Annotated in this window: 9 protein-coding genes; 4 read left to right on the top strand and 5 right to left on the bottom strand. The window is 73.0% G+C overall.

What is annotated here, in order from left to right; genetic code table 11:
- Positions 1 to 879: LysR family transcriptional regulator (locus ACFU6K_RS16590; protein ID WP_380663666.1), on the bottom strand; the 879-nt coding region annotated here is incomplete at its 3' end.
- 202 nt (positions 880 to 1081) lie between these two features.
- On the opposite strand from ACFU6K_RS16590, the gene ACFU6K_RS16585 reads away from it, so the two are divergent.
- From ACFU6K_RS16585 to ACFU6K_RS16575, 3 genes are all read left to right on the top strand, one after another.
- The gene (locus ACFU6K_RS16585) at positions 1082 to 1813 is read left to right on the top strand and encodes a class II aldolase/adducin family protein (protein ID WP_380663664.1); all 732 of its coding nucleotides are present in this window, start codon (positions 1082 to 1084) and stop codon (positions 1811 to 1813) included.
- 43 nt (positions 1814 to 1856) lie between these two features.
- Entirely contained in the window at positions 1857 to 3110 is a 1254-nt protein-coding gene (locus ACFU6K_RS16580; RefSeq protein ID WP_380663663.1) for an MFS transporter, read from the top strand.
- A gap of 249 nt (positions 3111 to 3359) precedes the next feature.
- Entirely contained in the window at positions 3360 to 4691 is a 1332-nt protein-coding gene (locus tag ACFU6K_RS16575; protein WP_380663660.1) for a M64 family metallopeptidase, read from the top strand.
- 22 nt (positions 4692 to 4713) lie between these two features.
- Here ACFU6K_RS16575 and ACFU6K_RS16570 read toward each other — a convergent pair whose 3' ends face one another.
- The 4 genes from ACFU6K_RS16570 to ACFU6K_RS16555 form a co-directional block, all read right to left on the bottom strand.
- Positions 4714 to 7086, bottom strand: coding sequence for a beta-glucosidase (locus ACFU6K_RS16570; protein WP_380663667.1), 2373 nt, complete (start codon positions 7084 to 7086; stop codon positions 4714 to 4716).
- An 80-nt stretch (positions 7087 to 7166) separates the two neighbouring features.
- Positions 7167 to 7985 carry a carbohydrate ABC transporter permease gene (locus tag ACFU6K_RS16565; protein ID WP_380663658.1) on the bottom strand — a complete coding sequence of 273 codons (819 nt, stop codon included), beginning with the start codon at positions 7983 to 7985 and terminating at the stop codon, positions 7167 to 7169.
- The gene (locus ACFU6K_RS16560; RefSeq protein ID WP_380663656.1) at positions 7985 to 8881 is read right to left on the bottom strand and encodes a carbohydrate ABC transporter permease; all 897 of its coding nucleotides are present in this window, start codon (positions 8879 to 8881) and stop codon (positions 7985 to 7987) included. Before ACFU6K_RS16560 ends, ACFU6K_RS16565 begins: the two co-directional genes overlap by 1 nt.
- Entirely contained in the window at positions 8878 to 10167 is a 1290-nt protein-coding gene (locus ACFU6K_RS16555) for an ABC transporter substrate-binding protein (protein WP_380663655.1), read from the bottom strand. Before ACFU6K_RS16555 ends, ACFU6K_RS16560 begins: the two co-directional genes overlap by 4 nt.
- A 126-nt stretch (positions 10168 to 10293) precedes the next feature.
- Between ACFU6K_RS16555 and ACFU6K_RS16550 the strand changes: the two genes are divergently transcribed.
- Positions 10294 to 11403: a LacI family DNA-binding transcriptional regulator gene (locus ACFU6K_RS16550; RefSeq protein WP_380663653.1), complete on the top strand. Its 1110-nt coding sequence runs from the start codon at positions 10294 to 10296 to the stop codon at positions 11401 to 11403.
- Positions 11404 to 11494 lie beyond the last annotated feature (91 nt).

The raw sequence follows: 11494 nt of genomic DNA, 5'->3' as shown, positions 1-11494 counted from the left end.
GGCACGCAGCCAGCGGTGGGACGGGTCGTCGTCGTGGCGGGGGTGCCACAGCATGCTGACGCGCAGCGGCTTCACCTCCAACGGCACCGGGAAGGCGACCAGTTCGAGCGAATCGGCCAGCCGGCCGGCCAGGGCGGCCGGCGCGATCCCGACCAGGTCGCCGGCGGCTATCAGGCGCAGCGCCGCGGTGAAGCCGGGCACGGAAGCCGCGACGGTACGCCGCGCTCCCTCGGCCTCCAGCAGTCTGTCGACCACGGTGCGCAGGCGACCGTGACGGGAGACCACGACGTGGTCCCACGCCGCGAAGCGGGCCGTCGTGACCTCGCCGCTGCTCAGCGGGTGACCGGCGCGGACCACGCCGAGCAGCGGCTCGCGGACCAGTCCTTCCGACCGGAGGTCGGCCTCCTTGGAGGCGTTGACCCCGATCGCGACATCGGCGGCGCCCTCGCGCACCGCCGCGCCTTCGTCGGCTGCCCGCCCTCCGCCGAGGAGACGCAGCTGGACGCCGGGGGCTTCGGCGCGCACGAGGGTCAGCAGGTCCGTGCCGAAGGACCCGATCAGGTCCTCGGGCGCCAGAACGGTGAAGCTGCGGCGCCAGGCGGCCGGCGCGTCCTCCTCCGCGGGCCCCAGCAGGTTCCGGGCGTCCTCGACCAGGGCTCGCACCCGCGGACGCAGCGCCAGCGCGTACGCGGTCGGCTTCAGTCCGCGGCTGGAGCGCACCAGCAGAGGATCGGCGAAAGCGGTCCGCAGCCGGCCCAGGGCCCTGCTGACGGCCGGTGCCGACAGGTCCAGCCGGCGGGCCGCCGCGGTGACGCTGCCCTCCTCCAGCACGGCGTCGAGGATGACGAGGAGATTGAGGTCGAGGGACGTGACTTTCACCAAGTGAAAATAGCACTTGCGTTCTTTTCACTGGTCGCAATCCGCGACCGGTCCTAGGGTCGTGAGCACCGCCGCAGGAGGCGGCCCCGGACGCCCCAAACGCCCCGGACACACGGTCCGGAGCCCCCCGTGCACGAGGGGGAGACAGCGGGCCGCAGCAGCCCGAGAACGGGCCCGGACACGACATCAAGGAGCACCATCCATGACGGACGACACGATTGACGACCCGGTCGACCCGGTCGACCCGGTCGAGCTGGTCGCGCTGGGCAGCCGGGCACTGGCCGCGGCCGGGCACGGTGACATGGTGTGGGGACACCTGGCGGTCCGCGACCCGGGCGGGCGCGGCGTGTGGATGAAGTCGGCCGGCTGGGGGCTGGAGGAGATCACCCCCGAACGCGTCCTGCTCGTCTCGTGGACCGGCGAGCGGTTGGCGGGAACCGGACGCGTCCACCTCGAACACCACCTCCACACCGAACTCATGCGGGCCCGTCCCGACGTGCACGCCAGCGTCCACACCCACTCCCCGACGGTCAACGCCTTCAGCGCGCTCGGCGAACCGCTCCGTGCGCTCAGCCACGACGCCGTCGTCTTCGCCGAGCACGGCCTGCCCCGCTACACCGCCACCGACAACCTCGTCCGCACCCCCGGACTGGGCCGCGCGCTCGCCGCCGACCTCGGCGGCGCCCGCGCCTGCCTGATGCCCGGGCACGGCCTGGCGTCGGTCGGACGGGACACCGCCCACGCGGTCATGTACGCGATCCTGCTCGAACGGGCCTGCCGGACCCAGCTCACCGCCCGCGCCGCGGGCGAGCTCCGGCACTGGACCGGCCACCAGGAATGCCTGGAGAAGGACGCGGTGGCCTGGCCCGACAGCCAGATCAGCGCCGGATGGCAGTACTGGCTACGCCGTGCCGCACTCCTCCAGGCCCGCTGACCCTTCCCGTTCTCGCGACGCCCGTCCGAAAGGAACCCCGCACGTGGCCCCCCACGCCTCCCCGATACCCGCCCCGCCGACCGCGCCCGCGCCCGGGACCGCCGCCGCTCCCGGGCCGGGCGTCCCGGGCGGCAGGCGGCGGATCGGCACCTGGGCGGTCGCCGCCGCCTTCTGGGCCGTCACGGCCGGGACGACGGTGCCCACCCCCCTCTACCCGCTGTACGAGCTCGCCTTCGGTTTCTCTCCGCTGGCCGTGACCGTGGCCTTCGCGGTCTACGCGCTGGCCGTGGTCGCGGGACTGCTGACGCTCGGGGGGCTCTCCGACCGCTACGGCCGCCGTCCGGTCGCCGCCGCGGCGCTGCTCACCGCCCTGGCGGCCGCCGTCGTGTTCCTCCTCGCCGAGAACCTGGCGGCCCTCCTGGTCGGACGGGTGCTGTCCGGGCTGGCCGCCGCGCTCATCACCGGGACCGCCACCGCCCACCTGGCCGAACTGGCGCCCGCCGACGGCCGGTTCCGTGCCGGGCGGCTGGCGCTCGCCGCGAACATGGGCGGCCTGGCCTGCGGCCCGCTGCTCGCGGCCGTGCTCGCCGACACCACCGCCTGGCCGCTGCGAGCCGCCTGGGTCGCCACCGCGGCGCTGCTGTCGGCGGCCCTGGCCGCACTCGCCGTGGCCCCCGAGACGGTGACACCGAGGGAGCGGGGAACCGGTTCGATCGCCCGCGGGGCCCTCGTGCCGACCGCCGTCCGCAGGGAGTTCCGGCACGCCGCACTCGCCGCGGGCGCGGGATTCGCCGTCCTCGGCGTGCTCACCGCGGTGACCGGACTGTTCCTGGCCGAGGTCGCGCACCTCCACAGCCTCCTGGCCACCGCGGCAACGGTCTCCCTCGCGTTCGCCTGCACCGGCACGGGCCAGCTCCTGGCCGCACGGCTGGGGCGCGCCGCCCTGCCCGCGGCGTGCACCGGGCTGATCGTCGCGGCCGGGCTGATCGCCGCCGCCGTGGCGGCCTCCTCCCTCCTGCCGCTGCTCGGCGCGGCGCTGACGGTCGGCCTGGCGACCGGCGTCGCGGTCGGCCACGGAATCGCGCTCATCGGCGCGCGCACCCCGCCCGAGACCCGCGGCCGTACCGTCTCGGCCTTCTTCGCCGTTCTGTACACCATGCTGGCCCTGCCGGCCGTCGGCGTCGGCGCGCTGATCGGCGCCGTCGGACTGCGCACCGCCGCCACCGTCTTCGCCGCCGCGGTCGCCGTCCTGGCCGCTACCGTCCTCCTGACCCAGCGGGAATCCGCCCGCCGGTGACCCCCGGAGAACGGGCCGGGCCCCAGAGCGCACCGGCCGGAGGCCGGACGTCGGCAGCCGGTGTGAACCGTTCGTGGACAGCGGGCCGTAGACACCGTTGAGGTGGCCACCAGGTGGTGTCACCTCGTCAGTTCCGGCTCGGTGCGGCCGTGTTGGTGAAGTGCGGCAGCAGCACGGCGCTGCCCAACAACTCCCGTCGCCGCACCCCGCCGCACGTTCGCCGCCATGACAGATTTCGGAGAAACCCTCTTGCGCACCAGCAGGTTCACGTCGGTCACCCTGGCCGGCACCATGACACTGGCGGCTCTCGCCGTCGGCGTCGTCCCGGCGGTCGCCGCCCCGTCCGACCCGTCCGGCCCGGCCTCCGTCACCGTCTCCCCGGGGGACCAGGACGTGGAGGTCTTCGCCGAGGACGGTGCCATCAGCCGGACCAAGGTCCCTGCGGCGTCCCCCTTCGTCGGCGCGCCGGCCATGAACTCGGCGGCCGCCGCGGCGGACGGCACCGTGACGAAGGTCGTCAACAACGGGAGCACGGACAGCAAGCTGGACGTGGTCATGATCGGCGACGGCTACACGGCCTCGGAGCAGGACAAGTTCCGCAAGGACGCGGCGGCGAAGTGGAAGGACATCAGCGCCGTCGAGCCCTACGCCGCCTATCGCAAGCTGTTCAACGTGTGGGCCGTGGGCGCCGTCTCCGCCCAGTCGGGCGTCTCCGGCGACCCGAAGCAGGACACCGTCCGCAAGACCGCCCTCGGCTCGCGCTTCTGGTGCAACTCCATCGAGCGGCTGCTGTGCGTGGACATCAAGGCCGTCGACACCTACGCCGCCAAGGCCCCGCAGGCCGACCTCGTCATCGTCGTCGCCAACACCGCCAAGTACGGCGGCGCCGGCTACGGCAGCACCCAGTCGCCGCTCGGGTACGAGGGCATCGCCACCGTCGCGGGCGGCAACAGCGCCTCCGGCCAGATAGCGGTACACGAGACCGGCCACTCGCTGGGCAAGCTCGCGGACGAGTACTGGGCCGACGGGGCGGGGCCCTACCAGGGCGCGGAGCCCCCGCAGCCCAACATCACCACCCTGAGCGCCGACCGGATGCGCCAGGACAAGGCCAAGTGGTACCGCTGGCTCGGGAAGACCTCGCCCGACGGCGGCACCGTCGGCGCCTACCAGGGCGGCAGCAACTACCCGTCCGGCCTCAACCGCCCGACCGACAACTCCGTGATGCGGTCCCTCGGGCGGGAGTTCAACCTCCCGGGCCGCGAGGCGATGATCGCCGGCTTCTACCGGCACGCCTCCACCCTCTCCAGCACCACGCCGGTCACCACCCGGCTGACCGCGACCGACCACCTCACCGTCGACCTCCCGGTCTCCGGCACCAAGCTGCGCTGGTACCTCGACGGCAAGGAGGTGACGGCCCTGCGCGACCACAAGTCGATCGCCGTCTCCGACCTCGGCCCCACCGGTCCCAAGCCCGCGGCCCACGAGCTCAAGGCCGTGGCGAACGACCCCACCTCGGCCGTCATCGACCCGGCGCTGACCCCGGCGCTGACCCGCAGCCTGGTCTGGAGCGTCACCCGCTGACCACGGGCGGACCCTCACGGGTTCATCGGAACGCGTCGCCCCCCGTCGTCGAACGATCGTTTGACGACGGGGAAGCGGCTCCCATCGCGCACCCGGACCCTCTCTCGGAGCCGCACCGCGGCGGGAGGCCGTGGACGGTGACGGTCGGGTGCAGTCGGCGGGTGTGGTCGAGCGGGCGGGGCCGGCCGGTCAGGCGCAGCGGCACGGTGAGGCGGGGGTCGGTGCTGGAGGCGGAGATCCGCAGTTCCAGTGCGCCCGGCTCGACGACCCGCCCGCCGTCCCGGCCGGTGAAGGAGGCCAGGTCGGCGGGGAGGGTCAGCTCCACCCGGCAGGCGGCTCCGGCGTCCAGCGGGATGCGTCGGTAGCCGATCAGCCGCTGCACCGGCTGGACGACACTGGCCACCGGGTCGTGGAGGTAGAGCTGCACCACCTCGGTGCCCGCCCGGGTGCCGCTGTTGCGGAGCCGGAAGGCGAGCCGGAACTCTCCGTCGGTTCCGGTCTCGGCGGCCCGTACCTCCAGGCCGGACCAGGTGAACTCGCTGTAGCCGAGCCCGTGTCCGAAGCCGAAGGCGGCTGTCGGGTCGGTGCTGGAGACTTCGCCGGCCTGGGCCAGCCGCGCGGCCAGGTAGGTCGAGGGCTGGACCCCCGGGTGGGCGGGGACCGAGACCGGCAGCCGCCCGGACGGGTTGACGCGCCCGCCGAGCACACCGGCGAGCGCCCGCGTCCCGGCCTCGCCCGGGAAGAAGCACTGGACGATCCCCGCCGCCTCGGTGACGGCGCGCCCGAGCGCGTACGGCCGCCCGGCCAGCAGGGTGACCACCACGGGCGCCCCGGTGTCCAGCACGGCTTCCAGCAACTGCCGTTGTCTTCCCGGCAGTTCGAGCGAGGCCGTGTCGCAGCCCTCGCCACTGGTGCCGCGCCCGAACAGCCCGGCCCGGTCGCCGAGGGCGAGCACCACCACGTCGGCCCACCGGGCGGCGCGTACGGCCTCGGCGAGGCCGGCGGTGTCCTCGCCGTCGACCGTCACGCCGCGCACCGTGCGCAGTTCGCTGCCGGCCAGCTCCTCCGCCAACGCCTCACGGAGGGTGGGGAGTTCGATGCCGATCGGGATCTCGGGGTGCTGTCCGCCGACGTGCACCGGGAAGGAGTAGCAGCCGAGCACGGCGGTGGGTTCGTCGGCGTTGGGGCCGATCAGCGCGATCCGGGCGGGGTCGCGCAGCGGCAGCAGGCCGTCGTTGCGCAGCAGCACCACGGCCTGCTCCGCGAGGTCGGCCGCGAGCGCGCGGTTGGCGGGCCGGTCCAGGTCGACCAGGCCGCGCAGTGCCCCCGGTTCGCTCAGGTCGGCGTCGGCGAGGGCGGCCGGTACGGGGCTCCAGTCGGCGTCCAGCAGCCCGAGTTCGGCCTTCTGGGCCAGCACCCGGCGCAGTGCCCGGTCGATCAGCCGCTCCGGGACGGTGCCCGTGACGACCGCGTCGACCAGTGGCTGCCCGAACGCGTCGACGGTCGGCAGTTCGACGTCGACCCCGCCGGACAGGGCCAGGCCGGCGGCGTCCGACCGGTCCTCGGCCACGCCGTGCAGGGTCTTGAGGAAGGCGATGCCGAAGTAGTCCGCGACGACCGTACCGGTGAACCCCCAGGTGTCCCGCAGCAGTTCGGTGAGCAGGGCCTGGTCGGCGGCGGAGGGGAGGCCGTCGGTGTCGGTGTAGGCGGGCATGACCGAGCGGGGCCGGCCCTCGCGGACGGCCATCTCGAACGGCGGCAGGATGACGTCGGCGCGCTCGCGCGGGCCCATCGAGACGGGCGCCAGATTGCGTCCGGCGCGGGAGGCGGAGTACCCCGCGAAGTGCTTGAGGGTGGCGACGACCCCGGCCGACTCCAGGCCCTGGACGTAGGCGGTGGCGATGGTGCCGACCAGGTACGGGTCCTCGCCGATGGTCTCCTCGACCCGCCCCCACCGGGCGTCGCGGACCACGTCGAGCACCGGCGCGAGCCCCTGGTGCACCCCGACCGCCCGCAGGTCACGGCCGATGGCGGCGGCCATCGTCCGGACCAGCTCCGGGTTGAAGGCCGCACCCCAGGACAGCGGAACGGGGTAGGCCGTGGCCCCCCAGGCGGCGAAGCCCGCCAGGCACTCCTCGTGGGCCAGGGCCGGGATGCCGAAGCGGTTGGCGGCGGTGATCCGCTGCTGGGTGCGCAGCAGCGAGAGCGCGCCGAGCGCCGGGTCCACCGGGGCGGTGCCGAACGGCCGGGTCAGCTGGCCGAGCCCGTACGGCAGGAGGGTGTCGAGGTCGGGCGGGGGCTCCATCTCGTGCTGGTGCGGGGCGACTTCGTCGCCGTCCGGGTCGGCGCCGACCCAGACGCCGAACAGCTGGGCGGTCTTCTCCCGCAGGGTCATCGCGGCGATCAGGGCGTCGGCCCTGGCCTCCGGGGTGAGCGTGGTGTCCCGCCACGCGGGCTCGGGGTCGCGGTGCTCGTTCACTTTCCTCCGACCCCCGTCAGGCCCTGGACCAGGGCGCGGCGGGCGAACAGGTAGACGATGAGGACGGGAAGCATGGACAGCACCACGGCACTGAGCAGCCCGGGCACGTCCACACCGTGCTCGGTCTGGAAGTCGTACAGGCCGAGGGTGATGAGCCTGGTGTCGTCGGACTGCGTGAGGATCAGCGGGAAGAGGAAGCCGTTCCACGCCTGGAGGGCGGCGAAGACCGTGATCGAGGACAGTCCGCCCTTGGACAGCGGGATCACCAGTCGGCGGAACATCCGCGCCGGGGAGGCCCCGTCCATCGCCATCGCCTCGTACAGCTCGGGGCTGATGTCGCGCATCGCACCGGTCAGCACCAGGGTGCAGACCGGTAGGCAGAAGGCCGCGGTCGGGAGGATGACGCCGAGCAGGTGGTCGTACAGGCCGGTCCGGCTGATGACGAAGAACACCGGCACGATGACGGCCTGGGCGGGGATCGCCAGGCCCAGCAGGAACAGCCGGAACACCCAGCCGGTCACCCGGCCCCGGGCGCGCACGATGGCGTAGGAGAGCGGCGGGACGACCAGCAGGACGATGGCGACCACGCCAGCGGTGACGGTCAGGGTGTTGAGGAAGTCCCGGCCGAAGCCGGAGGAGAGGTCGGTCAGGTAGTTCTGCAGGGTCCACCGCCGGGGCAGGCTGAGCGGGCCCTCGGTGGAGTAGTCGGCGCGGGTGCGGAAGGTGGCGATCAGCAGGACGTACAGCGGCAGGCCGACCAGCAGCAGCCACACCAGGGAGCCGAACCCGGCCAGGATGTTGGGGCGCCGTCGCATCACAGGCCCTCCGTCGTGCCGCGCATCCGGTCGTAGCCGGAGATCCGGACCACCGCGAGCGAGATCAGGGTGGCGACCACCACGAGGACCAGCGCGACGGCCGCCCCGGTGCCGAAGTCGAAGCTCTTGAAGGCCTTCCGGTACATGTAGTAGGAGGTGACGGTGGTGTCCGTCCCGGGGCCGCCCTGGGTGAGGATCAGCACCGTGTCGAAGGTGGTCAGGCCGCCCACCACCATCAGGATGACCGAGGTGATGACGGTGTTGCGCAGCTGCGGCAGGGTGATGTGGAGGAACTGCCGCACGCGGCCCGCCCCGTCGACGGCCGCCGCCTGGTAGAGCACCTGGGGGATGGCCCGGGCGCCGCCCTGGTAGATCAGCGCGTGCAGCGGGGTGAACTGCCACACACCGACGAAGGTCAGGACCGCGATCGCACCGCTCCTGCTGCCGAGCAGGTTGCCGTCGCCGAACAGCCACGTGAGCTGGGACGGCACACCGAAGTTCGGGTCGAGGACGGCTCGCCACACCACCGAGACGGCGGTCGCCGAGAGCAGCAGCGGCACGAAGAAGACGGCCGAGAGCACGGCCCGGTTGCGCTGCTTCCCGGCGGCCCAGACGCCGAGCAGGATGCTGATCGGCGTCTGGGTCACCACGCCGAGGGCGGTCAGCAGCAGGGCGGTCCAGACGGACTGGAGCATCACCGGGTCGTCCAGCAGGGCGCTCCAGTTGTCCAGTCCGTTGAAGTGCGGGTCGCCGACGCCGTCCCAGCTGGCGAAGGAGAGGACGGCGACCAGCAGCAGCGGTACGAGCGCGAACACCAGGAAGAACACCGCCGCCGGGAGCGCCCACACGACACCCGGGCGGGTCGCCTCGGCGCCGGCCCGCGCGCGGCGCGTCATGACGTCGGCAAGGCCCGCATGGCCTTGATGAAGCCGTCGGCGTCGATGCTGCCGTTGACGAACTGCTGGACGGCGGTGTACATCGGGGTCATGGCGCTCGGCGGGTACGCCTGGTCCCAGGAGAGCTGGAACGACGGGGCGGCCTCGACCATCCGGTACTGGTCCTTGGCGTAGGCGGGGTTCGTCGAGAGGTCCAGGAGGCCGGGCGCGTTGGTGGTCGTCGGCAGGTTGCCGACGGCCAGCTGCGCCTTCACGAACTCGTCGGAGTACATCAGTTCGAGGAAGGCCGCGGCGGCCTCCGGGTGCTTGCTCTTCTTCAGCACGGAGTAGAAGTTGTTGGTGTTGCCGACGACGTCCGCGGCATCGCCCTTGCCGCCGCTCAGGGCCGGGAATCCGCTGTAGCCGAGGTTGGACCCGGCGAACTCCGGGTTGGCGTCCTGCTGGGTGGAGTAGTACCAGGAGCCCATCAGCTCGAAGGCGGCCCTGCCCTTGGCGACGAGGGCCGGGGAGCCGCCGTCGGTGAACTTCACGGAGTCGAAGGTGCTCCCGAAGGCTCCGGCGTCGACCAGTTCCCTGAGGGTGGACAGCGCCCTGCGGCTGTCCTCGCTCGCCCATGCCCCCGGGTCGCCGACGATCGCGCGCTGGAACAGCCCCGGGCCGGCGATCCGGTCGTAGAGGTACTCGAACCACATCAGGGTGGGCCACTGGTCGCCGCCGCCGAGGGCGATCGGGGTGACGCCCTTGGCCTTCAGGGCCTTGACGTCGGCCACCAGCTCCTCCCAGGTCTTCGGTGGAGTGAGCCCTGCGTCGGCGAGCACCCGCTTGTTGTGGAACAGCAGCACCGGCTGGGTGCCGCGCATCGGCACCCCGTACGGCTTGCCGTCCACCACCGCCGAGTTGAAGACCGAGGGCAGGAAGTTGTCCTTCAGGCCCGGGTCCTTGGCGATGAAGTCGTCCAGCGGCAGCAGCAGGCCCGCCTTGACGAACGGCCGGATGGAGCCGCCGCCCCAGTTGAAGAAGATGTCCGGGGCCCGCGAGGTGTTGATCACGGTCTGGAGCTTCTGCTGGTAGTCCGCGCCGGGGATGGTGTCGAGCACCGCCTTGACCTTGGAGGTCCGGTTGAACGTCTCGACGATCTGCTTCTCGACCTTGTTGCCGGCGTCACCGTAGACCAGCACGTGGATCGTCCCCTCACCGTTCGAGGCGGAGCCGCCGGAGCCACAGGCGGCAGACGTTCCGAGGACCAGTGCGGTGACCGCGGCGACCGCGGCGAGTCTGGATCGCATATCCTGCCCTCTTATTCGAATGTTTCGAGCGAGTTGCCGAATGTTGTGGGAAACCTAGGGCCGAGCTGACCGCCCGTCAAGAGTCCGCACGGGATCGGCTTCGGCCCGGTCGGCGGGCTAGCATCCATGCGGTACGACCGCCCACGGCCGTGCGTCCAGCCATCCACGACGGAGTTCGCCCCCGAAGGGGCAGTGCAGGAGGGACCCGTGACCAAAGCGGCCACGCTCGCCGAGATCGCGCAGGAGGCAGGCGTCTCCGCGCCGACTGTTTCGAAAGTCCTGAACGGTCGCGCCGATGTCGCCCCGGCCACCCGGGAGCGGGTGGAGGAGCTGCTGCAGCGTCACGGCTACCGGCGGCGGCGCGGCAACCGCCAGACCAGCCCGCTGCTGGAGCTGGTCTTCCACGAGCTGGAGAGCGCGTGGGCCGTGGAGGTGATCCGGGGCGTCGAGAACGCCGTCCGCGAGGAGGGCCTGAGCATCGTGCTCTCCGAGTCCGCGGGGCACGGCCCCGGCCAGTCCTGGGTGGACGGGGTGCTCGCCCGGCGCCCGACCGGCGTGGTGCTGGTGCTGTCCGACCTGGACCGCTCGCTGCGGGAGCAGTTGACCCGCCGGGACATCCCCTTCGTGGTGATGGACCCGGCGGGCGACCCCGGCCAGGAGGTGCCCGCCGTCGGCACCACCAACTGGGACGGCGGCCTCGCCGCCACCCGGCACCTGCTCGACCTCGGCCACCGCCGGATCGGCCTGATCGGCGGCCCCGCGCGGATGATGTGCAGCCGGGCCCGGGCCGACGGCTACCGGGCGGCGCTCGACATGGCGGGCATCGCGTACGACCCGGAACTGGTCCGCGAGGGCGACTTCCACCACGAGTCCGGGCTCCTACTCGGCCTGGAGCTGCTCGGCCTGCCGGACCGGCCGACCGCCGTGTTCGCCGGGAACGACCTCCAGGCGCTGGGCCTGTACGAGGCCGCCCGCGAGCTGGGGCTGCGCATCCCGGAGGACCTCAGCGTGGTCGGTTTCGACGACCTGCCGCTGGCCCGCTGGGTGGGCCCCCCGCTGACCACCGTGCGCCAGCCGCTGACCGAGATGGCCGAGACGGCGGCCCGCCTGGCGATCGACCTGGCCCGCGGGGTGCGGCCCGGCACGCTGCGGGTGGACCTGGCCACCAGCCTGGTCGAGCGCAGCAGTACCGCCCCGCCGCGAACGGCCGGCCCCGGCCCGGCCGCGAACGGCTGACGGAGCCCGGGCGGGCCCGGCGCCCGCCCGGCTGAATGTTTCGGCTCTGTTTCGGAAATCGATCGGGCCGAAAAGGCCCGGTCAGCCGAAC

It is taken from the genome of Kitasatospora sp. NPDC057512 (genome assembly GCF_042802135.1).
In the GTDB taxonomy this organism is placed as follows: Bacteria; Actinomycetota; Actinomycetes; order Streptomycetales; family Streptomycetaceae; genus Kitasatospora.
This window is presented reverse-complemented; position numbering and strand designations above follow the sequence as displayed.

Excerpts from the sequence above, each read along its gene's own strand:
- ACFU6K_RS16585 (WP_380663664.1), top strand. The coding sequence starts at position 1,082 with ATGACGGACGACACGATTGACGACCCGGTCGACCCGGTCGACCCGGTC.
- ACFU6K_RS16555 (WP_380663655.1), bottom strand. The coding sequence starts at position 10,167 with ATGCGATCCAGACTCGCCGCGGTCGCCGCGGTCACCGCACTGGTCCTC.
- ACFU6K_RS16550 (WP_380663653.1), top strand. The coding sequence starts at position 10,294 with ATGCGGTACGACCGCCCACGGCCGTGCGTCCAGCCATCCACGACGGAG.
- ACFU6K_RS16565 (WP_380663658.1), bottom strand. The coding sequence starts at position 7,985 with ATGCGACGGCGCCCCAACATCCTGGCCGGGTTCGGCTCCCTGGTGTGG.
- ACFU6K_RS16570 (WP_380663667.1), bottom strand. The coding sequence starts at position 7,086 with ATGACCCTGCGGGAGAAGACCGCCCAGCTGTTCGGCGTCTGGGTCGGC.
- ACFU6K_RS16560 (WP_380663656.1), bottom strand. The coding sequence starts at position 8,881 with ATGACGCGCCGCGCGCGGGCCGGCGCCGAGGCGACCCGCCCGGGTGTC.